Genomic DNA, 23,148 nt, shown 5'->3' with positions numbered 1-23,148 from the left:
CTCGGCCCCTCAGCGGGGCTCCCAAGAGGCGTTGGCGACGGGCTCGGTGGGTGCCCCGCCGCGTGCCACCGGCGCGGGGTGTTCCGGCCGTCGGGCCACCGTCCTGAAGACCCACGTCCGGTACGACCAGAAGCGGAACAGGGTCGCGACGCCGATGCCGAGGAACTTGCAGACGTTGGTGGCGAGGGTGCCGTCCAGGCCGAAGCCGTACGTGGTGATGTAGAGGACTCCGTTCTCGATGACCAGGCCGATCGCGCTGAAGAAGAGGAAGAGGCTCATCTCCTTGCGCCGGCGCATCCGCGCGTCCTGGTCGCGGTCCCGGTAGGTGAAGTAGCGCAGACCCAGGTAGTTGGTCAGGATGGCGACGGCCGTCGCCAGGACGCCCGCCCTCACGGGCGCCCATCCGAGGACGCCCGTGATGACGTTGAAGACCCCGAGGTTGACCACGAATCCCGAGGCCCCCACCAGGCCGAACTTGGCTATCTCCCGGTACAGCCTGCCGAACCGCGAGGGAAGCGCGTGCCGTCCGCTCATGATGCCCGGCTCAGCCCCGCCGGTTGCGCATCCGCAGCCGCAGCGGCACCAGGGCCGACTCGATCTGCGTCGAGAGGTTCATCTTGGAGACACCCTCGGTGCGCTCCTCGAAGCGGATCGGGATCTCGACGGCGCTGTGCCCGGCCCGCACGGCCTTGAACTTCAGCTCGACCTGGAAGCTGTATCCCGCGCTGTCCAGGGTCGCGAGGTCCACGTCCCGCAGCGTGGCGGCCGTCCACAGGTTGAACCCGGCCGTGATGTCCCGGATCTTGGTGCCGAGCACGGTCCGGGCGTACCGGTTGGCGAAGCGGGACAGCAGAACGCGATGCTTGCCCCACTCCTCGTCCAGCGACCCGCCCTCGACGTACCGGCTGCCGACGACCAGACCGACGCCTGAGGCCACGGCCGTACCCAGCATGCGGGGGACCGCTTCCACCGGGTGGCTGCCGTCGGCGTCCATCTGGACGACGTACGCGGCGCCCTCGTCGAGCGCGGCGGTCATGCCCGCGACGTACGCGCGTCCGAGGCCGTCCTTCTCGGTGCGGTGCAGCACGCTCATGCGGCGGCGCCCGTCCCGGTTGTACTTCTCGGCGAGTTCCTCGGCGATCCGCCCGGTGCCGTCAGGGCTGGAGTCGTCGACGATCTTCAGATGCAGCCCGTCGACCGGCAGACCGAGCACCAGCTCGGCCATCCTCGGCAGGTTCGCCGCCTCGTTGTAGGTCGGCATCACGATGGTGACGGGTACGCCTGGATGTCTGTCGTAGTCCTGCATGTCGCTTTCCGTTCCCTCCCCTAGAGCCCCTGACGGGACCTCTCCGCAAGCGGCGCGGGTCTGCCCAGCGCGCGCAAGTGCCAGCCCGCGGCGGACCAGCGGTCCGCGTCGAGCGCCCCCCGGCCGTCCACGATCACGGGACGGGCCACCAGCGAGGCCGCGTGCTCGGGGTCGATCTCCCGGAACTGCGGCCACTCGGTCAGATGCAGCACGAGGTCGGCTCCCCTGAGCGCCTCCTCGGCCGATATCGCGTAGCCGAGGAGCGGGAACGCCTTGCGGGCGTTGTCCAGCGCCTTGGGGTCGTAGACGGTGACGTCGGCGCCGTCGAGGCGCAGCCGGGCGGCCACATTGAGCGCGGGCGAGTCGCGGATGTCGTCCGAGTCCGGCTTGAAGGCCGCACCCAGTACGGCGATACGGGCCCCCAGCACCGCACCCCCGCACAGCTCCCGCGCCAGCTCGACGACCTTGTCGCGGCGGCGCATGTTGATCGCGTCCACCTCGCGCAGGAACGCCAGCGAGACCCCCAGCTCGTCGGCGCGGTGCGCGAAGGCGCGGATGTCCTTGGGCAGGCAGCCCCCGCCGAAGCCGACACCGGCCCGCAGGAACCTCTTCCCGATCCGCTCGTCGTGCCCGATCGCCTCGGCGAGGACGCCGACATCGCCGCCCGCGGCCTCGCACACCTCGGCCATCGCGTTGATGAAGGAGATCTTGGTGGCGAGGAAGGCGTTGGCGGCCGTCTTGACGAGCTCGGCGGTCGGGAAGTCGGCGGTGACCAGCGGGGTGCCGGCCGCCAGGACCGGCTCGTACACCGCACGGAGGATCGTTTCCGCGCGCGAGGACCGCACGCCGAGGACCAGCCGGTCAGGGCGCAGCGTGTCCTCGACGGCGAAGCCCTCCCGCAGGAACTCCGGGTTCCAGGCGACCTCGACGTCGAGCGTGTCCGCGAGCCGCCCGGCCGTACCCACCGGCACGGTCGACTTGCCGACCAGCAGCGAGTCCTCGGCCGCGTGCTCGGCGATCGCCGCGAAGGCGGCGTCGACGTAGGTCAGGTCGGCACCCTCGGAGCCCTTGCGCTGCGGGGTGCCGACGCACACGAAGTGCACCTCGCCGAAGGCGCCGGCCTCGGCGTAGTCGGTGGTGAACCGCAGCCGTCCGCTCGCGGTGTGCTCGGCGATCAGCTCGGGCAGCCCGGGCTCGTGGAACGGCACCCGGCCGGCCTGCAGAGCGGCGACCTTGTCGGGGTCCACGTCGACCCCGAGCACCTCGTGTCCGAGCTCCGCCATACAGGCGGCGTGGGTGGCACCGAGATAGCCGGTGCCGATGACTGTGAGCCGCATCCAGCGGCCTCCTTCGTAAGTCTGTGTCAGCCGCTACTTGCGCTCGAAGACCTGGACCACGACGTGGTTCAGCTTCACCGTGCGCCCGGCCTTGAAGGACTTCTCGATCGCGTCGGCCGTCTTCTCGTTCATGCCGGTCAGCGTCGGCCTGCCGTCGCTGATGGTGGAGACGAGCCACAGCCGGTCGACGCCCTTGAGACAGCGGCCGGGGTTCTTGCACTCACTGGCGCCGTAGGAGCCGTTCTGCTGCGGGGTCCACTCCATGAGCACGTCCTCGGGTGCCTCGCGGTCCCGCAGCTCGTAGGCGATGGCCCGGCGCTCGGACATCCCACCGTTGAAGATCATGCCGTCGCCGGACTTCCGGCCTTCGACGATCACGTCGGCGGCGGCCCGGAAGTCCGGCTCCATCGGCAGGTCCTCCTTGGCGTCGCCGATCCCCGGCCAGGCCACGAAGGCGTACCCGGCCGCGACGGCCGCCACCAGCACCCCGCCCAGGGCCTGGGCGCCGGTGCCCCGACGGGCCCCGGGGTCCAGCCGGCCCGCGGCCCGGGTGACCACGGCGGCCGCCAGCAGCGTCCAGGCCGGGATGGTGAACAGCAGGTACCGCGGCAGGAAGAGGTGGAGCTGGTTGGCGGTGACGAAGGTGAGGACCGGTGGCAGCACCGCCCAGGCGGCGAGCAGCACCGCGTACCGCCCGGCCACCAGCAGGCCGATCAGACCGAGCGCCATCACGGCGCCGCCGGTGATCCACGAGCCGAACAGGTTCTCCGGGAACGACGTCAGGTCTTCGGCCGTCGTGACGTTCCAGGCGATCTGGCCGCTCTGCCCGCTGCCCTGCGCGACCATCGGGAAGGTGATGGACAGCCCCAGCAGGGCCGCCCCGGCGAAGGCGTAGTGCGCGATGCGGTCGCCGCGCCTCTTCGCCAGGATCACCAGCCACAGGTGCCCGGCGAGCACCGACATCGCCACCAGGTGGCTGAAGCCGGTGGCCGCGAGGACGAGGGCGTACAGCGTCCAGGTGCGCAGGCTCGGCTTGTCCAGCGCCCGCATCAGCAGCAGGGTGGCCAGCAGCGCGAACATCGTGGCGAAGGCGTACGGCCGGGCCTCCTGCCCGTACCGGGCGATCGCCGGGACCACCGCGAACAGCAGCCCCGCCAGCACGCCGGTGCGCACCGCGAACATCCGCCGCCCGAGGAGCCCGACCAGACCGGCCGAGACCGCCATGGCCAGCGCCTCCGGCAGCCGCAGCGCCGCCGGCGAGTCCCCGGCGACGGCGATCCACAGGTGCATGGACGCGTAGTACGGCGTGAAGACGACGTCGATGTTGTCGATCAGCCGGCCCAGGTCGTGCCAGGACAGCGAGGACGCCCACCAGGTGGCGTGCTCGTCCCGCCACAGCTGGCGCTCACCGAGGCCCGGCAGCACACAGGCGGCCGCGGCCAGCGTGGGCAGCAGGAAGACCAGCCACGCCGACCCCCTGCCGGACGGGCCGGCGGCCCGGCGCCGCTCGGCGCGCCCGCCGCCCTCCTCGGGCGCCTGGTCCAGGGTCTCGTCGACCGATGGTGTGTACGCCGTCATCGCTTCACCCAGATCCGGTACGGCTCCTGCCCCTTGCTCGTGCCGGAGTCCCGGAGCACGGCCAGCAGCCGGTAGTCGTCGTTGCCGCGCAGCGCGTCGGGCACGTCGGCGGCGCGCAGCACGATCGCGTCGTAGGAGCCCTTCTTCACCGCGTCGGCCAGGGCCCGACCGCGTTCGGCCTGGTGCCACTGGGCGGGCCGGGTCTGGGCGCGCAGGTAGTACGCGGAGATCTCCGGGTCGTCGGTGAGGTAGTCGCCCTTGCCGTCCACCACCTCGCGCAGGGCGCCGATCATCGCGGCGGAGTCCGGCGGACGGTACAGCTCGCGGGTCTGCGCCATGCCGATGACCAGCGCGGCGACATAGATCATGATGCCGATCTGCGGGTACCGGAAGTGGGCACCCATCATCCGCGAGATGCCGAGGCCCGCCATCGGCACCGCGAAGAGCAGCCCGAAGCCGATGTGGATGTGCAGCGAGCTGCCGTTGCCCAGCCAGGCCTGGTAGAGCGGGGCGAGCAGGGCGGTGCCGCACATCGTCAGGCCCAGCAGGGAACGGCGGACCGCGCCCGGGGCGTCGCCCTCGGCCCACGGCATCTCGCCCATACGGGCCCGCCGGAAGTAGCCGACGGCGCCGATCACCGCGACGAACAGGACGACCCCGCCCCACTCGGCGCTGTTCTCGAGCAGTTGGAAGGCACTGTCGGCGCCGCGCGCGTTCCAGCCGCTCGGGCTGCCGGCGAGCTGCACGCCCACGAAGTACAGGGCGCCGGTGGCTGCCGCGAACAGCGCGCCGCGTACGAAGGCGCCGGCCCCGCGGAAGCGGTAGGCGGTCAGCACCGCGAGCACGGTCATCGTCGGCAGATACAGCGCCGCCGAGTACGCGGCGAACGGCGCGAGCGCCGCGAAGGGCGCCGCGAGCAGCACCGCCGCCGGGTTCGCCTGCCGGGTCCTGGCCAGCAGCCACAGGGCGGCGGCGAGCAGGAACAGCGACAGCGAGTGCAAGGAGGCGTACCGGCCGGTGAAGGCGGTCGACTCCAGTACGGAGTACATGGCGGCGGCCGCGAGGCCGGCCCGGGAGTTGAAGAGCATCCGGGTCGCGCCGAACAGCAGCGCGGTCGCGCCCAGTGCCCAGCCCAGGCTGAGCGCCCGGACTCCGGACAGGCCGAACTGCGCGATCAAGCCCGGCAGTTCGCCCTCGGACATGAGGAACTTCGCCTCCTGGGCGAAGGCGCTCGCGTCGAGCCGGTACGACAGGCCCACCTGCACCAGCAGGATCAGGACCAGGGCGCCCCGGCTGATCCACGCCGAGCGGCTGTTGTCGACCGACCAGGACGACACGGGGACCTCGGGCAGCACATAGCCCGGATCGGGTTCCGGCTCCGGCTCCAGGACGGTGTACTCCGGCACGTAGTACTCGGCGTCGGCGTCCTCGTCGGGCGGGCGCTGGTACCGGTACTGCGGAGGGGTGGTGTACGTCTGCTGCTGGGCGGCCGTGGGCTGCTGCGGGATCCATCCCTGCGCCTGATGCCCGGCGTACTGCTGCTGGCCGTACTGCTGCTGGCCGTACTGCGGCTGACCATACGCCTGCTCGTAGGCCTGCTGGTCGCCGTACGCCTGGGTCTGCTGGTCGTATCCCTGCTGCTCTTCGCCATACGGCGGGTAGTGCTGCTGCCAGTTCTGGCGGTCCTGGTCCGTCCAGTGTCCGCCGCCCTGCTGATGGGGGTTCACGCGCGCGGTACCTCGAATCCGAAGGCGTCGTCCGCGATGAGTCGCTTGAACTCGGCCAGGGCGAGCGGGCTGCTCTGGATGCGCCAGTCGGCCCGCTTGGGGATGTTGAACCACAGGAAGCCGATGACGTCCTCGTCCTGCTCGACTCCGCCGAGCAGCGCGCGCACATCGGCGCGCCGCCGGTCGCCGGGTTCCGCGGAGGTCTCACTGATCAGCACCGGTTTGTCGGTGAACGTCGCGATCTGCCGCCGCGTCGGCCCGTACAGCGTGTCGAACGTGTGGGCGCCGGTCCGGGTCCAGTAGCCGACGATGCCGACCCAGTCGACGTACGCGTCACCGGGCCAGTAGGGCTTCAGCTCCACGGACGACACCGGGTTGATCACGTTCGGGCTCCACACCCAGATCACGTTGGTGGCGCCGACGTCCTGGAAGACGTCGTGGATGTGCCGCCAGGCCTTCGCGAACGTCTCGGCGGTGGTGTCCTTGGTACCCCACGGATACCAATGGCCGTTCATCTCGTGCCCGAAGCTGAGCGCGACGGGCACGTCGGTCTCGCGGACGCTCTGCGCGTACTTCTTGATGTACGTGTCCTGCGAACCGTTCGCGATCTTGTCGAGGCCGGGCTCGAACGGCTCCCATGACACGTACAGCAGCCCGCCGTCCTCGTGGACGTTCTGCGCGCCCTCGGCGTTGAAGCCGTCGCCCCACGCCGAGTACGAACCGACCAGGTTCGGCTTCTTGCCGACGGTCTCGGCGAAGCTGTCCACCGGCTTCATCGAGGTGGGCGCGCCGTCCACGGCGACGCCGAAGTAGTCCTTCTCGGGGTGCAGCAGCGGCGTCACGTCGTAGGGCAGGTCCGCCTCGGCGGCGCCGGAGGAGTCGGCGGCCGGCTCCTCGGCGGCCCGGGCCGCGGGGTCGTCGTCACCGCCGAGCATGCCGCAGCCGGAGACCCCTGTCACGGCCGTCACCGCCAGGCACAGCGAGAGGAGGGTCTTGCGGATCACGCGGCCTCACCCGCCGAGTGGTGTTCCTTGGGCTGGATCAGCGCTCGCGCGACGACCAGCGCGTAGAACAGTCCGGAGGACAGGACGAGGGCGAAGTCGGGCGGGTAGCCGGTGAACAGCCGGTACACGGCGGCGCCGACCCAGACCACGGCGGTGCCGCCGCTCCAGATCCACAGGCCCAGCCAGAACCGGCGGGTCTTGTTCTTCTTCGCGCCCTTGGAACCGGTCGGCTGCCAGCCCATGCGCTGCTTGCGCAGGATGTCCCAGATGGCGAAGACATGGGCCCAGCCGTACATCAGCCGGGCCGACCAGGCTTCCAGGCGGTAGGGGGCCTTGTGCCACATGGGGAAGATCAGGGTGGTGTAGATGATGCTGGGCAACACCCACACCAGGTGCTTGACCTGCAGCATCTCGGGGCTGGTCAGCAGCAGCACGACGGGGACGAGCGGCGCGATGAAGGTGAAGAGCGCGGTGTGGATGTAGTAGAAGAAGCCGGACATGTAGCAGAGCCGGCTGGAGAACCGGATCGGCGCGTCCCGGAACTTCTTGCTGCCGAGCAGCGACATCGAACCGGAGCACCAGCGGTACTGCTGGTTGAAGAAGGCGCCGGCGGCGTCCGGGCACACGCCCGTGGACAGCGCGACCGGCACGTACTTCAGGTCCCAGCCGAGCCCGCGCAGATCGAACCCGGTGTGCACGTCCTCGGAGTGCTCGATGAGGGTCGTGCCACCGTTGGTCTCCAGGGCCGCACGCCGGTAGATGGCGCAGGACCCGACACAGATCGCCCCGTCGCTGTTCTGCCGGGACACCTGGACGGACCGGTAGAACAGCTCCTGCACGGCACCGGCCCCGCGCTCGATCCAGTTCTGCGAGTCGAGGACGCGGAAGTACTGCGGGGACTGCACGATCCCGATGCGCTCGTCCGCCTCCATGTACGGCAGCAGCTCCTCCAGGAGGTCGGAGCGCGGCGTGAAGTCGGCGTCGAGGATGAGGATGTACTTGCCGTCCGACTGCCCGAAGCCGAAGTGCAGGTTGCCCGCCTTCTTGAACCAGCCGCGGTTCTCCCGGGTGCCGTAGCGGAACCCGAAGTCCCGGGCCATGGCGGCCAGCTCGGGGCTCGCGCCGTCGTCCAGGACGAACGGCACACAGGTGCCCGGATACCGGTCGGCCAGCCGGCGCACATGGGTCCAGGTGTTGTGCAGCACCTCGATCGGCTCCCCGCACACCGGCAGGAAGACGTCGACGGTGGGATACACCTGGGGCCGCCAGCCGCGCACGATCTGCTGGTGGTACTCGAAGTCGAAGTCGCGCGTGAAGCCGTTCACCCGCAGCGACACGAGGTAGTAGACGACGGTGAAGAACAGCGGCGGAGCGAAGATCCACGTCAGCGGGCTGGCCTTCGCGAGCGCCACCTGGCTGACCGTCAGACAGCCGAAGCTGACGATCGACGCGAGCGTCAGCACCCACAGGCGCCGTTTGACATACGAATACTTCTCCGCATGCGAGGGCGGCGCGGGCAACAGCCCCATCGGCGCCTGCTCGGCGCCACGCCTTCCTCCGTGCCGTGCGGACCGGCGCCCCCCGGCGCCCGCCTCTTCGGACATGCGGGCAGAGTCAATGAATGACATTCCTACCCTCCGGGCCGTCGGCCCGTGTTGATCCCCACCCCAAAGAGCCCCTTTCGAACAAAGGGGCTAGATCGGGAAGGTTATCCGAGAGGTGTGAATGACGTAAGGGCTGTGTACAGACTTATGCCCGGTAAAATGTTGAATGTCCCATACGTTCGTTGAAAACGTGGAGTAACTAACAGGTTTCGTATCCGGATGATCCGGGCTGTATGCGCCGATTCCACACCACCGTGTTCCGCGCGGCGAGCAACTCATCCGCCGGACACACCGGTGCTCGCCGCCCTCACGAAGGCAACGCCCCGATCAGCGGCCCACTGCTTCCGCTGGGTCGGGGGCCCTGGGTCCCGGCCCGGGGCCTTCGAAGACGAGGGTCCCCGACACGGCGCGGCTGATCCACATGCCCTCGCCACCGTCCGGGCTTAGCGTTCTGAACATGGGCGTTAGCTGGTGCGCCACATGACCGGCCCCGGTGAGAGGTCAGGCGTGGCTTATCCGCTCGGTGAGGCCCTGGCGGCGGCCGTGCGCCGCTCGGATGCCAGGGCCGGAGCCGTGTACGTGGTGGATCCGGCCGAAGAGGTGCTGGGCATGGCCGCGCTGTGCGGCCTGCCGATCGATGCCTTCGAGCCATGGTGGCGGATTCCTCTCGCCGCGCATGGTCCGATGCAGGACGCCGTACGCGGCGAGCGGCTCGTCTGGGTGAGCTCCTTGGAGGAACTGGCCCGCGACTACCCGCGCGCTGCCGCGAATCGGCCGTATCACCTCGCCATGGCGATCGCCCCGCTCCGCGAAGTCCGGCACTGCCGCGGCGCACTGGTGCTGATGTGGCCTCCTGACCGTTCACCTGTGTTCAGCGGCGGCGAGCGCGACCACATCGATTTCAGCGCGCGGAGCATCGCCGACCTTCTGGACTCGGCCCCATGCCCTCCGGTCGTTCCGGACCGTCCCGGCTTCGTCTCCACCCACCACCGAGAGCCGCCACCGCAGTCGGAACACTCGGCGGCCGGCCTGGTGGAGCGCCTGCCCCTCGGCGCCCTCGCCCTCGACCTGGAGGGACGCGTCACCCATGTGAACACCGCGGCCGCCAGGCTCCTGGGCAGGCCCGCGCGGCAATTCCTCGGGACCCAGCCGTGGCGGACACTGCCCTGGCTCGACAACGTCACGTACATGGACGCGTATCGCACGGCCATGAGCAGTGGCGAGGCGGTCGCCCTGAGCGTCCTGCGCCCGCCGGACCGGTGGCTGGAATTCCGCCTCCACGCGGACGAAAGCGGCACCAGCATCCTCGTCACACCCGAGCGCTCGGCCAAGTCCGCCGGGAGGCCGCAGACGTCGGCCGGCGCGCCGCAGGAGAGCCGTATCCACCTTCTGATGACTCTGGCGGCCGCGCTGACGGAGACTGTCGGTGTCCAGGATGTCGTCGACCTGGTTGCCGACCAGATCCTGCCCGCCTTCGGCGCTGACGGCATGATCATGTCCACCGCCGACGCCGGTCGCATCCAGATCATCGGCTACCGCGGCTACGATCCCGCCGTCATCGAGCGCTACGACGGCCTGCCCACGGACGCCGATCTGACCCCTGCCGGGCGCGCCCTGGCCACCGGCGCCTCCTCGTTCTTCGCCAACCGCAGCGAAGCTGTCCGCCTCTACCCCAAGGCACCGCAGATCAGCGACAAGCAGGCACTGGCCTTCCTGCCGCTGCTCACCTCCGGACGGCCCATCGGCTGCCTCCTCCTCGCCTACGACCACCCTCACCCCTTCACCGTTGCCGAGCGCTCCATCCTCACGCCGCTGGCGGCGCTCATCGCCCAGGCCTTGGACCGCGCACGCCTCTACGACGCCAAGCACAACCTGGCGCACGCTCTCCAGCAGACCCTGCTGCCCCACGCTCTGCCCACGGTCAGCGGACTGGATGTCGCCGCCCGCTACCTCCCGGCGAGCCATGGCATCAACATCGGCGGCGACTTCTACGACCTCATCCGCCTGACCAGCACCACCGCCGCGGCGGTCATCGGAGACGTGCAAGGCCACGACATGACGGCAGCCGCCCTGATGGGCCTGGTCCGCATGGCCGTCCACTCCCATGCCACGGCCGGAGCCACTCCCGGCCAGGTCCTCGCCCGCACCGACCGCGACCTCGCCGACCTCGACTCCAGCCGGTTCGTCTCGTGTCTCTACGCTCACCTCGACCTCGCCCGCCACGAGGTGACCGTCGCCAGCGCCGGGCACCCGCCCCCGCTGCTGCGGCACCCCGACAACCGCGCCCATGTCGTCGACATCCGTCCCGGTCCACCACTCGGTGTCGGCATCGGGACCCACTCCTACCCACCCACCACGTCGGCCCTGGCTCCGGGGGCGCTCCTCGCCCTCTACACCGACGGCGTCGTGGAAGACCCCGGCACCGACATCACCGAGACCACCGCCGACCTCGCACACCACCTCGGCGAGTCGAGCGGCCTTCCCCTCCACCAACTCGCGGACAGCCTCATCCACCACACTCACCGCGCCGACCACCACACCGACGACATCGCCCTGCTCCTGCTTCAGCCCCATCGCGTCGAGGCCTGATCAGGAGACTTCTGTCGTACTGGCTGCCCGACGGCGCGACCGTACGGCACACTCTGGAGGAGTACATCCGCGCCGCGGAGCGGCGAGCGGGATACCGCCACGTCTACTCACCGTTCCTCGGCAAGCGGGAGCCGTACGAGATCTCCGGGCACTGGGCGCACTACAGCGACGACATGTTTCCCCCGGATGGACCTCGGAGCAGAGCAGGTCGTGCTGCGGCCGAGCCTGTGCCCTCATCGCGCGGTGATCTACCGTTCCCGCTCCCACAGCTACCAAGAGCTGCCCCCACGCATCGCCGAGTTGGGAGGCATGTACCGCTCCGAACTCTCGGGCGTGCTCGGCGGGCTGACCCGTCGCCGCCCCCGAGAAGTGGCAGCGGTCCACCGCCCTGCTGACCGATGGCCGTTGTCGTCCCCCAGACCGTCGTCCGCAGCTTCGCCGCGGGGCCGGGAGCCGGTCTAGGACGCGGCTCCCGGCTGATCACCGCGGTCGCCCGGCCAGGCGTTCCTGGAGCCGGGAGTGCCGGAACTGGTACACGGGTCCGGTCACCCGCAGAAGGTTGCGCTCCTCGTGGGCGTCCTTCAGGAACGCCATCAGGCGCACGGGAGTGCCTTCGCTGCGGGCGAGTTGCAGGGCGGTCAGGCCCGTCGCGACGGCAGAGTTGGGCACCACCCCGCACCTGACGGCCGGACCGGCGCCGCTCGCCACGCCGAAGGCGACGCCGACCCAGAGCCCGCCGAGTTCACCGGCCTGGGCGCCCCAGAACACGCCGATGGCCACGCCGACCAGCAGGCCCAGGGGCAGGCGCAGCCACACGTGGTGACGCCACACGTCGATCGGGCCGATGACCCGGCTCGCCGCCGTCGGCGACGGCCGGAACTCCTCCGGGGGAATCTCGTAAGGGAACCGCAGGTGAGGAGCGAGCACGGTTCGGCCGATCAGTGTCGCGCCGCTGCCCCTGTGCAGCGCGGCACCGAGACCGAACGGCACGGCGGTCAGGAAGGACCACAACAGCGGTGCCGGACTGCCGAGGAACCACCGCGAGCCCGCAAGCAGCACGACCGCGGTGACGTAGACGGCGCCTCCCAGGGCGATCGCACCGCGGGGGAACACGTCCCTCCAGCCTGCGCTGTGCAGCGGTGGCGGACGGTCGAGTTGCCGCAGCCGCAGGACCGTGTCCACGGCGGCCCCCGCCAGCAGGGCGAGTGCCGCCGGAATCCGGAGGGCACCCTCCCCGGCAAGCAGCATGTACGCGGCGAGGGCCAGGTAGATCGACATGGACAGCGACCAGGTGACCCAGGCCCTGAACCGCCGGCGGCCCCAGGCGGGGATCTGCCACCAGCACAGGTCGGTTGTCTCCTCCTCGCTGAGCCGTGCGGCGATGTACCTGAGCGTGCGCTCGGCCTGCTCGGGGCTGCAGGGAGGGCTCTTGCCGCCCTTCCTGGGGGTGTACGCGAACCGGACCGCGTGATCGAGCAGACGGTTCTCGATGGCGGCGGCATGACGCAGGCGGAGGATCTCCTCCACCATCGGGATGTCGGACCGCTGCTCGTGCAACAGGCTGATCGCCAGGGGGCTCGACAGTGCCCTGGCCAGAGGGCTCTTGCGCTCCCTCTCCAACCGGCGGGTGACTTCCCGCCAGACGGGAGGCGGGTCGGGCATCCGGTGGAGCAGGTAGCCGACGGCGTGGTCGGGAGCTGTCGGTTGCAGCTCCAGGGCGACCGCGTCGCTCAGCCGCGCCTCGTCGGCGCCGGCGATCTCCAGCACCTCCACCGTCCGCGAGACCAACAGCACACGCGCCGGCAGCGCCGCCAGCGCGGTGATCGCCTCGACGCGCACCTCCTTGGTGACCTCGTCCAGTCCGTCCAGGAACAGCGCGATGCGCCCGGCCGCCAGGAGTGCCCGAACGTGCCGCTGCCTGTACCGCCGGGAGACAACCCTGACCGCCCAGTCGATCGGCTCTTCCTCGTGCGGATCCCAGCCGTTCAGCGACAACAGCACCGGCACGGGGTGGCGCGCCCTCTCTCGCGGCGCCTCGACCCGGCTCCGGGCCTCGAGGGCTCTGCGGAGCAGCAGCACGGCGGCGGCGGACTTGCCGGCGGCTTCCGGGCCGACCAGCAGGATCCGGCCGGAGGCGAGCCCGCCGTAGACCTCGTACAGCTCGGGGATCGCGCCACCCGCCCGGATCTTCTCCTCCGTGGCCGCCTCGAGCCAGGGGAGCGGGGTGAACCGGGCCTCCGTCCCTTCCGCGGTGGCCGCGGCGACCCGGCCGGTGAGCTGCTCCTTGCTCACCTGCCAGCGACAAGGCAGCGGCGGCGGTGACACCAGGCCCCGCCGGTACGCCTCCTGATTCCACGATTCCAGGACGGAGGCGGACAGCTTGTCCGCCGCCTTGTCGAGGCGTGACGGGGTGAGCATGTAACTGTTGTTGATCTGAGTGGAGTTGGCGCCGAACTGCGCGTTGACCGGGCCGTGGAACTCATGGTGCGGCTGGCCCGGGGCCGTCACCTCGGCGCTCCGAAGTTGTTGTTCACCTGGTGACTGTGGTGACCCACCTGGACATTGGCGGGTCCGTGGAAGGTGTTCCCGGAGAGCGAGATGTCACCGGACTGCGCCGGCGGACCGACTTCTCGCGCGATCTCCCGCAGTTCGCTCGCCGCCCGCTGCCGTTCCGCGGGGTCCAGGACGAGCAGCAACCGGGTGAACTCCTCCTCCCATGCCTGGGCGTGCTCCGCCCGGGCTCGCTCGCGCGCCTCCTCGTCCGGGGCGGCGGCAAGCGCGGCTGTGGTTCCTTCCAGGTCGGCCCGCACCGCGTTCTCACGTTCGGCCTCACCCCGGCCGAAGAGGCGTACCAACCGTTCCTTGCCCGTCTGGTACCCGTCGGTCACCGCGAGGGCGAGCACGGTGGGGCCCACGAGCGGTACCACCTGTGTCAGATAGCTCTGCCAGTCCACGAGTGTTTTCCCCCCACTCGGACGCGGGGCATCCGCCCCGCGTCCGTCGACATGACTCCGCCGTCACCGTCCCCCGCGAACAACCCCATGCGGCGACAGCGGCGTGCATCAGGGTAAACCGGCGCCCACGCTCCGTCCCGACCGGGGTACGCTCTGTTACAGAAGGGGGACGAGTGAAGCAGGCGGACTTGTCCCCTCCTTCCGGGGGTGCGCCGGCGCGCGCACGCATCCCGCCGTGCCTCCGTGGCCCGCACCTCATCGGCCATCAGGTCACCGAGCACGACAACGAGCCGCCCGGCCGTCCATTGATGCCGTCCTCGCCTTCGCCCCGTACGGAACCTGGCCGGCCGGGTGCGCCGGGATCAGGTTTCCATGGTCCCCGGACAATGCAGTGCTTCGCCGTGTCGGCGGCGAGGGGGACTGGGCGGACGGCGGTGTCTCTCGGTGACGGTCTCGGTGACGTGGGAGCCGCGCTGGTACGAGTCGGCCGGCGACTTCACTTCCGCCACCCGGCCGCCCTCGGCCGTGTGCTCCGCGTACGCCGCCCAGACCGGAACCTCGATCGTCGTCGACGCGGCGTCCGTGACCACCGCGGACCCGAGGCGAGGGTTGAGCAGCAGGGGGACCGCCAGTACCGGGTCGAGGGGTCCGCGTACGGCATCCGCACCCTGGAGTTCGGCGACGGCGCCCGCACCGAGGTGCTCTTCCCTCTCGCCCCGGAGGAGGCCGTCCGCTGCCGCGCCGCGCACATCACGCGACCACCAGCGGGCACGGAACGTCCCGGTCCGCCCGCGGACGCCTTCACGCCCGTGAACTACGGGCTCGACGAGCGCCCCGAGTGAGTAGGCTGGTCGGGTCCTGGGCCGAGCGTGTGACCGGTGAGGTGACGGCGTCGACTGATGGATGAGGCCGATGGGCAAGACGGTGGCAACCCCGTTGCCGGATACGGCGATGACGCGCGCGCCGAGCCGGCGGGCAACACGTTCCACGGTCCTGCAGCCGTGCAGCAAGGCACCCGGAACACACAGATCAACTACTTCGGCGGACGCGGCCACGACGCCGACCTGCACGAGAGCCGGCTCGCCGACTATCTGACGGCCGCCGCCGACGCCTCCACGGAGCACCCCTATCCTGCCGCGCTGCCAGGACGTGCGCCATCACTGGACGACGTCTACGTGCACCAGCGCCTGGGCAACATGGCGGTGAACGGTCTCCCGCTCGAGAACGGAGCCGTCGAACGGATCCTGAACGGCCATCAGACCTGCGTCGTGCTCGCCGGGGCAGGCGGTGGCAAGTCCAGTCTGCTGCGCACCCTGCTGGCGGTGGGCGTACGCCGGCAACTGGACGGAGCGCACGACGGCCCCGTCCCGGTGGTGGTCCCCGCCGCCGCCCTGGAGGGCCGCTCCTTGTCCAAGGCCCTGTCGCTCGCGGTCCGCCTGGAACTGCCGGGCCTGGTCGACACGATCCCTCTGGAACTGTTCCAGGCGCCGCCCCGACCCCACGCCCACTGGCTGGTCCTGGTGGACGAGCTGGACGAGATCGCCGATCCGACCCGACGCCGCAAGGTGCTGAGGGCCCTCATGAGTATCGAGCAGGACCAGCGGACACCGCAGCCGCAGCACTCCCGGAAGAAGAAAGAGAGGACCCGCTACCGCTTCGTCATCGCCACCCGCCCGCTCCCCGACGACGAACTGTCGGTTCTCGGCCCCGAGATCCCTCGCTACGAGCTGGAACGCTTCCAGCTCACCGATCTGAAGGACGTCGCCCGACGATGGTTCGACGCCCATGGGATGGCCGAACCGTCCCACCAGGCACACCTCTTCGTCGGCGACCTGAACCGGTCACGCCTGGCCGGCCTCGCGCGCATCCCGCTCACGGCGTCCCTGCTGTGCCAACTCCGTGCCGCGGCCCCCGAGCAGCCGCTGCCCGGCGTGCGCGGTGACATCTACGCCGAGTTCGCCCGGCTGCTGCACAAGCGCCAGTACCACCCCGCCGAGCCGGGCAGCCCCCGTGAGCTGCCGGCCGGGTTCGAGCGCTACGGCAAGACCGCGGTGGACCGTGCCGAGCACACCCTCAGCCGGCTGCCGTACCTCATCGACCACCTCGCGGCCCAGCGGCGCGACGGCAGCCGGCTCAGCGCGGTCGAGATCGTCGAAGCACACCCCGACGCCCAGCCGCCGCCCTATCCCGTCCCCGAGGACGTATGGCGGGACTTCCTCGCCACCGCGCTGAGCCACAGCGGATTTCTGACCTTCCACGCCGGCGACCACGTCTTCGCCCACCAGACGCTCATGGAGTACTGCGCCGCCCGCCACACCACGCGCAGCCGGCGGGCGCGCCCGGTGCGGCGGATTTTGGCACAGTGGCACGGTGCCGACCCGTCCTACGTCGGCTTCGTCATCGACACGGCCTCGCCGGACGTACGGCGCAAGGCGCTGGCGAAGCTGCGCCGACTGGCGGTCCGGAACGGTCTGGAGGGCTGTCTCTTCGCCGCGGAGATCGCCAGGATCGGCACGAACCTGCCGGTCGACCTGCTGGAGAGGGTGGTGCGCGGACTCGCGGGCGTCGCCCGGAGCCGACGAAGGACCGACGACGAGCGCACCCGCGCCGTCATCGCCCTGACCCGGCTCCCCGAACCCGGTTTCCGCGAGAGCCTCCACCGGCTCGTCCAGTCCGGCGGGCTGAACGGAACCGCCTTGGTCGCCGCCATCGCGGAGCTGCTGGAGCTGGGCGACCCGCAGGTGCGCGACATGCTGCACAACCTGGCCGTCAGCGAAGCCCAGTACTCCGCGCAGCGGCTGTGGGCGGCCGACCGGCTGGGCGACCTTCAGGATCCACGGCTTCCCGATGTGCTGTACCGCCTCGCGGTCAGCGGGCGAGGCGACGATGCCGACCGCAGCGCGGCGGCCATGCGTCTGGCGGCGTGGCGCGATCCCCGCGCCGCCGACGCCCATCACGCCATTGCCACCTGTGCCTCCGTGGACGCCGTGTACCGGGTCACGTCGGCGACGGAGCTGGAGACACTCGGGGACCACCGGCTGCCCGATGTGCTGTTCGCCCTGGCGATGGACCAGGGCGTCCACCGCCACTCCCAGGCCAGGCAATGGGCCGCCCGGCGCCTGGTCGAGGACGACGACCCACGCAGCGCGCAGCTGCTCCTCGCGCTCGCCCACGACCGCGGCCTCGGCGAGAGCTTCCGCCGGTGGGCGGCCGGGGAACTGTCCGATCGAGGGCATCCAGGACTGCCGGACGTGCTGTACTCCCTGGCCGGCGACACCGGTCTCGATGGTCACGCCCGGGTCAGAGCGGCATGGGATCTCGCGCGGACGGGCGACGGACGGGGCCGGGAACTGCTGCGTACCCTCGCGCTGACCGGGCCGGGGCACCTCGTGAGCGGAGACTTCTGGGACGAGGGCTCGCGGGCCAGAGCGGCCTCCGCGCTGGCCTCGTTGAACCGCGAGGACGCCTCCGACGTCCTGCACGGCCTGGCCCGCGACGAGAGCCGCGACCTGCTCGACCGCCACTTCTCGGTCCGGCAGTTGGCCGACGTCGCGGACGTGTGCGCGGCCGACGCGCTCCAACGTCTCGCGACGGACGCCGGTCTGCATTCCTCCGTCCGCGTCGAGGCCGCCTTCGAACTGGCCGACATGAGCGATCCACGGGGCACCGACGCGCTGCACACGCTGGTGCTCGACAGCACACTGGAGATGAACGTACGGGCCTTCGTGCTGCTGCGGCTGTGCGGGCAGGACGACGAGCGGGTTCCGAAACTGCTGCGCGACCTCGCGACCTGGACGACTCTCGACGGTGTCTGCCGGGCCCGCGCCGTTGCCGCACTGACCGAACGGACGGAGGCCGAGGTGGGCGACCTCCTGTTCGACCTGACGGCGGACACCGATGCCGCCGAGTCCACCCGCACGCTCGCCGCGACGGCCCTCATGGACCAGGAGGACGCACGGGCCCCGTACCGCTTGCACGCCCTGGCCGCCGACCCGGCGCTGCGGCCGGCGAGCAGGGAGGCGGCCATGAAGGCGCTCGGTCGCAGCCACCTGCCACATGCCCGGCGCCTGCTGTGCGACCTGGCCTCCTCCCCGAGCCTGGAATCCGCCCTGCGCTATGCGGCCGCGCGCACGCTGGCCCGTCACAGCGCTCCCGAAGCCACCGCGCTGCTCGTGGCGCTCGCGCTCGACGTCGATGCCCTGCCGAGGGACCGGGCCGCGGCGGCGTACAACCTGACCGAGCGAGGTGATCCTCTCGGCGCCGACCTGCTCTGCACACTGGCCCGCGACGGCACGCTCGACGACGAGCACCGCTTCGAAGCCGCCGACGACCTGACCGACCTGCACGATCCCCGCGGAACCGACCTGCTGCACGACCTCGCACTGGACCCCGGTCTCGGTTCCTTCACCCGCCGGTCGGCTGTCAGGAAACTCGCCCGTCTCGACGACCCACGCCTCCCGGCACTGCTGCACACCCTGGCCGAGGACGCCACCCTCGACGACTTCTCCCGGCTCACGGTGGTCCGCCGCCTCGCCCTGAGCGGCGGCCCAGCCGAAGTGGCCCTGCTGCGCCGTTTCGCCGAGGCTCCCGGACTGGCAGCGGAGGTCCGCGCGGAAGCCGCGAAGGCGCTGCACTCCTGCCTTCCGGCGATCGAGTCCGAGGAGCGGCCGGCATTGCCTGCGCCGCCGTCGGACGGTTCCTGACCAGGCCGCACCGCTCGGTCGGGCAGAAGCACCCAGGCACGTCGTTGCCGGCCTGGGTGCAGAAACATCTTGCCCTGCCGATCTCGGCGAGGCGGCGAAGGTGTGAGAGCGGCACTTCCGGGTAGCCGCGCACGTGATGGGGGAGGGCCGCGACACCTGGGGAGGTCGAAGCGGCCCTCTCCTCTTTCCTTTGCCTCTCTGCGCGTTTGCCTCTCTGCCTGCGCCGCGCCGACAAGCCGAGCCCACGGCGCGGACCGACGTACCGATGGAGCGCCCGTGAGGTGACGTGCGCAGTCCGGCCTCCCAGGCATCGGGCCGCCGACTCACACGCCGAAGCGCTCTGAACAATTCCTCGCTTCCGTACGTATACGTCGGCCAGATGGTCCGGGCCGGCCGGCCAACCGAACGCCAGGAGCAGCCCCTTGAGACGCACAGCGCACAAACGTGACACCGGTGCACGAAGAGCCACCTTGGCGGCGATCGCGTTGATCCTGGGCGGTGGAGGTGTGGCGACGGTCAACATCTACGCCTCCGCGCAGGAGACCGCGGGCACCGACGCGTCCGTCCGGTCGGGTGCCGAGCCGTCCGTCCCGGCGTCGGGGCAGGCAGCGGCCACCATCGACTGCCCGGATGTCGCAAGCCGGCTCACGGCCGTCCCCGACCCGGCCAAGCCGACGGTCGCCAAGGAGCTGGCGGTGCTCGACGAGCAGATCGCCGCGGCCTACGAGCGGCTCGGATCATGGCTCTCCGCGAACCAGGACGACAAGCAACGCGCGGAAGCCGACATCCTCCAGCCGCTGCACACCGATCGCGCCGCGACGATCGGACGGCTGGTCGCCGCCATGGACGCCGCAGGGGAAGCCCCGGCGGCGGACCTGGAGGCACTGACGACCTGCACACTGAAGCCGGTGGCAGCCGACAGCCCGACGAACACCGCCGACGCTGACGAAGACGATCCCGGTGACGTCGCCTCACCCGGCAACGGACCGGTCGCCGAGGACTACGCCGACATCACGACCGCCCAGCCGAACGTCCCGCAACCGCCCTTGGCCAACGGAGCTTCCCGCGGCACCTTCACCACCAGTTGCGGCGTCAACGCGAACGGTCTGTTCAACTCGGACAACGTCATCGTCGCTCCCGGTGTCACCAACGGAGCCCACCACTTCCACGACTACGTCGGCAACCAGGCCAACAACGCCTTCGCGAGCGACGACAAGCTGGCCCAGGCGGCGACGTCGTGCCAGGATCCCGGCGACAAGTCCAGCTACTACTGGCCGGTGCTGCGTCTTCAGAACGGTGTCGAAGAGCGGGACGCGGACGCTCCTGGTGGGGGCACCGAGGGCAACCGTGGGACCATCCTCACTCCTGCCGAGGTCACGTTGACCTTCGTCGGCAGTCCCACCGGCAAGGTCACCGCAATGCCGCGCTTCCTCCGCATCATCACCGGCGACGCCAAAGCCTTCGTCAACGGCAACACCAACGCCAACGCGTCCTGGAGCTGCACCGGCTTCGAAGATCGGCAACTCAAGGACAAGTACCCGCTGTGCCCCGACGGCAGCCAGGTCGTCCGCACCTTCCGCTTCCAGAGCTGCTGGGACGGCAGGAACGCCGACAGTGCCAACCACCGCACTCATGTGGCCTTCACCGCCGTCGACGGAAGCTGCCCGAACGGCTTCGCGGCCGTACCCCAACTCGTGCAGCGCATCGTGTACGACGTGAACGCGCCCAGCCTCGATGACGGCGGCCGCACGGCGCCGCTGTTCGCCGTGGACTCCTTCCCCGAGCAGTTGCACAAGCCGGTCACGGACCACGGCGATTTCATCAACGTCTTCGACGAGGCCCTCATGGAGGAGATGGTCGACTGCATCAACGACGGCCGGCGCTGCGGCGGCGACAACGCACCGGACCAGCCGACGGACGAGCCGACCGACGAGCCGACCGACGAGCCGACCAACGAACCGTCGGACGAGCCGACCAACGAACCGACCGACGAGCCGACCGACGAGCCGTCGGACGAGCCGACCAACGAACCGACCGACGAGCCGTCGGACGAGCCGACCGACGAGCCGTCGGACGAGCCGACCAACGAACCGACCGACGAGCCGTCGGACGAGCCGACCAACGAACCGACCGACGAGCCGACCGACGAGCCGACCGACGAGCCGACTGACAGCGAGCCGTCACCAGCCCCCACCACGCCCACTGCCACCGAGCGCCCGGACGACCCCGAACCCACCGGCGGAGCCACCACCGACCGGCCCGGTACGCCGCCCGGCGAGCCGACCGAGCGCCCGGAGGGCCAGGACACGGCATCCCCTCGATCCAGCGACACACCGTCCACGAACTCGGGCCCGGCAGCGGGTGACCGGACCCAGCACCCGGACGATGCCGTCGACACCACCGACCCCGGGCAGCAGCCCGACGCGGAAGACAACGAGCCGTCGGCCGTGAACACGCTGACCCCGCCACCTGCCGCGGACGATGCCGCGGAGGCTCCGTCTCTCGGCCAGACGGGACAGCGGAGCGCGGCAGGCGGACTGGCCGCCACCGGAACGCAGTTGTGGCCGGCTGCTCTGGGCGCCCTGATCGCGGCGGCAGGCGTTCTGCTGCTGTGGCGAGCCAGGAGGCGTCTGGGCACGCGGTGAACACCGTGCCCTGAGCGTCCGCTGCACCTCTGCCGGCCGGGCACTCGCGGCGCTCCGAGAGAAGTCGGAGCGCCGCAAGCCGACTCGGACGGTTGTGGAGGCATGCGGTCGAAACAGGCCTGCGGCGAGTGGACAAGGCCCTGTGGCCATGTCTGTGTCGCTGGGCACAACATTGGTCCACTGAGTCCCTGTGGAGATCCTTCGTGCCGGCGCCGGCTTCCGGCGGGTCAGGCCTTGGGCCGGGTCATGATCTGCATGCCGGGTCGGCGTCGGTGGACGGTGACGTAGGCGAGGCCTTCCTTGCCGGCTGTGACGCTTCGGGCGGCGCCCCGCGGGAGCCAGATCAGACTGCCTGCGGTGAGCGGCTGCGGTGGGTCGGTCGCGAGCGTGCCGTCGCCGGCGACCACCAGCACGAGGACGTCCAGCTCCGGCTCGATGTGCGGAGGGACGCCACCCCCGGGCGGGACGCGGATGAGGTTGGCGTCGAGTTGTCGTCCCGGCTCGGCCAGCTTCCACTGGGCCCCGCCGGGGGCGACCGGAGTGGCAGAGAGCGACACCACGTCGCACAGGACCTGCGGCTGCCCGGCTCCGCTAGGTTCGCGGGCGCCGTCCGTACCAGCGCTTTCGTCAGCCATGCCTCATCACCGTTCGGGATACCGTCGCGGGCACCGGGAGTCCGAGGACGAAAGACCCACCAGGCCGACGACCCACTACGTCGACTCTACGCACTCGCTGGGTGGGCGCCGAGCAGCGCCCCGTGACACGAACGATGCCCGCCGCTGATCTTGAAGGCCGCCGCTTCGCCCGTCGCCATGCCTCGGTCCGACCGGCAGGGCAGCACCGGCGGCCTCTCCGGCGCATCCGACATGCGTGTGCGAGCAGAAGCAACAGAGTGACCCGTGTCCGGCCCTGTCCGGCTCCGTCGAGCGGCCGGCGGAACCCCTTCCGCACCGTGCCGCGCCTCCGGGAGGCACCATGTATGACCCGGCAAGCCCGCCGAACGGCGCACGCGCCGCCCGGTACGCGCGGTGCCACCGGATCTCGCTGAGCGCCGTCGTGATCACGGGCACCGGCGGCGTTCCGCTCGATGTGCGCTTCGGCTACGACTCGGCCGACCCGTTCGCCGTCCGGCTCGACTTCCCCCTGGGCGCGGGGGAGACGCCGTCCTGGGTGCTCTCCCGTGACCTGCTGTCCCGCGGTCTGGTGTCTCCGTCCGGCGACGGTGATGTGCGCGTATGGCCGCCGTGTCGATGCCACTCCTCCACGATGATCCGCATCCGTCTGCGGAACACGCGCTCAGCGGCGGTGCTGTACGTACCGGCCGCGGAGCTGGGGGGCTGGCTGCGGAACACCTACCTCGCGGTTCCGCCCGGTGAGGAGAGCGTCCACGCGGCCCTTGACCGCGCGCTGGAACAGCTGCTGGAGGAGGGCTGAGCCGGGCGACGGGGTGATCGGACCCACCGGCGTCGGCGCGTGAGCGAGCAGACGATCACCACGGGAAGCGGTGAGTGAGGACGGGACGACGTTGAAGGGCCGTGTACATGTCAGGAGCCATGGGCCTGGTCGGTTGGCGGACGTCGTCCGCCGGGGTGCGGCCGGTGCGGCCGCGTGGACGGGCCCGCGCCGGGGACCCCGGTCGTGAGCTGCGGTCAGTGCCTCGGCGACGACCCACGCCGGGTCGGCGTCGGCACGAGGCCACCT

The 23,148-nt window shown here is 70.8% G+C and carries 15 protein-coding genes and 1 pseudogene; 6 read left to right on the top strand and 10 right to left on the bottom strand.

Going from position 1 to position 23,148, the window contains the following annotated elements:
• Positions 1 to 9: 9 nt before the first annotated feature.
• Genes ABT232_RS11280 through ABT232_RS11250 form a run of 7 tightly spaced genes read right to left on the bottom strand, consistent with a single transcriptional unit; the run spans position 10 to position 8,481 of the window.
• Entirely contained in the window at positions 10 to 534 is a 525-nt protein-coding gene (locus ABT232_RS11280) for a GtrA family protein (RefSeq protein WP_351838978.1), read from the bottom strand.
• A 10-nt stretch (positions 535 to 544) separates the two neighbouring features.
• Positions 545 to 1,306 carry a polyprenol monophosphomannose synthase gene (locus ABT232_RS11275; RefSeq protein ID WP_351838976.1) on the bottom strand — a complete coding sequence of 254 codons (762 nt, stop codon included), beginning with the start codon at positions 1,304 to 1,306 and terminating at the stop codon, positions 545 to 547.
• 20 nt (positions 1,307 to 1,326) lie between these two features.
• Positions 1,327 to 2,643: a UDP-glucose dehydrogenase family protein gene (locus tag ABT232_RS11270; protein ID WP_351838974.1), complete on the bottom strand. Its 1,317-nt coding sequence runs from the start codon at positions 2,641 to 2,643 to the stop codon at positions 1,327 to 1,329.
• Between the two features lie 33 nt (positions 2,644 to 2,676).
• Positions 2,677 to 4,221 carry a glycosyltransferase family 39 protein gene (locus ABT232_RS11265; protein ID WP_351838972.1) on the bottom strand — a complete coding sequence of 515 codons (1,545 nt, stop codon included), beginning with the start codon at positions 4,219 to 4,221 and terminating at the stop codon, positions 2,677 to 2,679.
• Positions 4,218 to 5,948 carry a hypothetical protein gene (locus ABT232_RS11260; protein WP_351838970.1) on the bottom strand — a complete coding sequence of 577 codons (1,731 nt, stop codon included), beginning with the start codon at positions 5,946 to 5,948 and terminating at the stop codon, positions 4,218 to 4,220. The genes ABT232_RS11265 and ABT232_RS11260 overlap by 4 nt, the downstream gene beginning before the upstream one ends.
• Positions 5,945 to 6,952 (bottom strand): glycoside hydrolase family 26 protein, encoded by a 1,008-nt coding sequence (locus ABT232_RS11255; RefSeq protein ID WP_351838968.1) that lies wholly within the window; start codon positions 6,950 to 6,952, stop codon positions 5,945 to 5,947. Before ABT232_RS11255 ends, ABT232_RS11260 begins: the two co-directional genes overlap by 4 nt.
• On the bottom strand, positions 6,949 to 8,481 hold the full coding sequence (locus ABT232_RS11250) for a glycosyltransferase family 2 protein (protein WP_351838966.1): 1,533 nt from the start codon (positions 8,479 to 8,481) through the stop codon (positions 6,949 to 6,951). The genes ABT232_RS11255 and ABT232_RS11250 overlap by 4 nt, the downstream gene beginning before the upstream one ends.
• A gap of 555 nt (positions 8,482 to 9,036) precedes the next feature.
• On the opposite strand from ABT232_RS11250, the gene ABT232_RS11245 reads away from it, so the two are divergent.
• Positions 9,037 to 11,145, top strand: coding sequence for a SpoIIE family protein phosphatase (locus tag ABT232_RS11245; RefSeq protein WP_351838964.1), 2,109 nt, complete (start codon positions 9,037 to 9,039; stop codon positions 11,143 to 11,145).
• A pseudogene (locus tag ABT232_RS11240) lies at positions 11,142 to 11,529 on the top strand (threonine--tRNA ligase); the annotation flags it as partial. The gene ABT232_RS11245 and the pseudogene ABT232_RS11240, both read left to right, overlap by 4 nt.
• Positions 11,530 to 11,625: 96 nt before the next feature.
• On the opposite strand, the gene ABT232_RS11235 reads toward ABT232_RS11240, so the two are convergent.
• Both ABT232_RS11235 and ABT232_RS11230 read right to left on the bottom strand, forming a co-directional pair.
• Complete coding sequence (locus tag ABT232_RS11235) at positions 11,626 to 13,653, bottom strand: NACHT domain-containing protein (protein ID WP_351838963.1); 2,028 nt, start codon at positions 13,651 to 13,653, stop codon at positions 11,626 to 11,628.
• A complete protein-coding gene (locus tag ABT232_RS11230; protein WP_351838961.1) occupies positions 13,650 to 14,099 on the bottom strand; it encodes a hypothetical protein in 450 nt (149 codons plus the stop codon). Before ABT232_RS11230 ends, ABT232_RS11235 begins: the two co-directional genes overlap by 4 nt.
• 527 nt (positions 14,100 to 14,626) lie before the next feature.
• Between ABT232_RS11230 and ABT232_RS11225 the strand changes: the two genes are divergently transcribed.
• The 3 genes from ABT232_RS11225 (at position 14,627) to ABT232_RS11215 (ending at position 21,447) form a co-directional block, all read left to right on the top strand.
• Positions 14,627 to 14,941, top strand: a complete 315-nt coding sequence (locus ABT232_RS11225; RefSeq protein ID WP_351838960.1) for a hypothetical protein — start codon at positions 14,627 to 14,629, stop codon at positions 14,939 to 14,941.
• A 159-nt stretch (positions 14,942 to 15,100) separates the two neighbouring features.
• Positions 15,101 to 18,802 carry a HEAT repeat domain-containing protein gene (locus ABT232_RS11220; protein ID WP_351838958.1) on the top strand — a complete coding sequence of 1,234 codons (3,702 nt, stop codon included), beginning with the start codon at positions 15,101 to 15,103 and terminating at the stop codon, positions 18,800 to 18,802.
• Between the two features lie 470 nt (positions 18,803 to 19,272).
• A complete protein-coding gene (locus ABT232_RS11215) occupies positions 19,273 to 21,447 on the top strand; it encodes a DUF1996 domain-containing protein (RefSeq protein ID WP_351838956.1) in 2,175 nt (724 codons plus the stop codon).
• 227 nt (positions 21,448 to 21,674) lie between these two features.
• Here the strand turns inward: ABT232_RS11215 and ABT232_RS11210 are convergent, their stop codons facing one another.
• Positions 21,675 to 22,082, bottom strand: a complete 408-nt coding sequence (locus ABT232_RS11210) for a cupin domain-containing protein (RefSeq protein WP_351838954.1) — start codon at positions 22,080 to 22,082, stop codon at positions 21,675 to 21,677.
• A gap of 340 nt (positions 22,083 to 22,422) precedes the next feature.
• Here ABT232_RS11210 and ABT232_RS11205 point away from each other — a divergent pair, with 340 nt between their 5' ends.
• Complete coding sequence (locus ABT232_RS11205) at positions 22,423 to 22,881, top strand: SsgA family sporulation/cell division regulator (RefSeq protein ID WP_351838953.1); 459 nt, start codon at positions 22,423 to 22,425, stop codon at positions 22,879 to 22,881.
• The last annotated feature ends 267 nt before the right edge of the window (positions 22,882 to 23,148 follow it).

This window comes from Streptomyces sp. NPDC001532 (genome assembly GCF_040298625.1).
Classification (GTDB): domain Bacteria; phylum Actinomycetota; class Actinomycetes; order Streptomycetales; family Streptomycetaceae; genus Streptomyces.
The sequence above is the reverse complement of the archived record's forward strand: the minus strand, read 5'-3'. Positions and strand labels throughout refer to the sequence as shown.

What these genes read in the sequence shown, in the direction of transcription:
- ABT232_RS11245 (WP_351838964.1), top strand. Translation starts at nt 9,037, where the DNA reads ATGACCGGCCCCGGTGAGAGGTCAGGCGTGGCTTATCCGCTCGGTGAG.
- ABT232_RS11265 (WP_351838972.1), bottom strand. Translation starts at nt 4,221, where the DNA reads ATGACGGCGTACACACCATCGGTCGACGAGACCCTGGACCAGGCGCCC.
- ABT232_RS11250 (WP_351838966.1), bottom strand. Translation starts at nt 8,481, where the DNA reads ATGGGGCTGTTGCCCGCGCCGCCCTCGCATGCGGAGAAGTATTCGTAT.
- ABT232_RS11210 (WP_351838954.1), bottom strand. Translation starts at nt 22,082, where the DNA reads ATGGCTGACGAAAGCGCTGGTACGGACGGCGCCCGCGAACCTAGCGGA.
- ABT232_RS11275 (WP_351838976.1), bottom strand. Translation starts at nt 1,306, where the DNA reads ATGCAGGACTACGACAGACATCCAGGCGTACCCGTCACCATCGTGATG.
- ABT232_RS11270 (WP_351838974.1), bottom strand. Translation starts at nt 2,643, where the DNA reads ATGCGGCTCACAGTCATCGGCACCGGCTATCTCGGTGCCACCCACGCC.
- ABT232_RS11280 (WP_351838978.1), bottom strand. Translation starts at nt 534, where the DNA reads ATGAGCGGACGGCACGCGCTTCCCTCGCGGTTCGGCAGGCTGTACCGG.
- ABT232_RS11205 (WP_351838953.1), top strand. Translation starts at nt 22,423, where the DNA reads ATGTATGACCCGGCAAGCCCGCCGAACGGCGCACGCGCCGCCCGGTAC.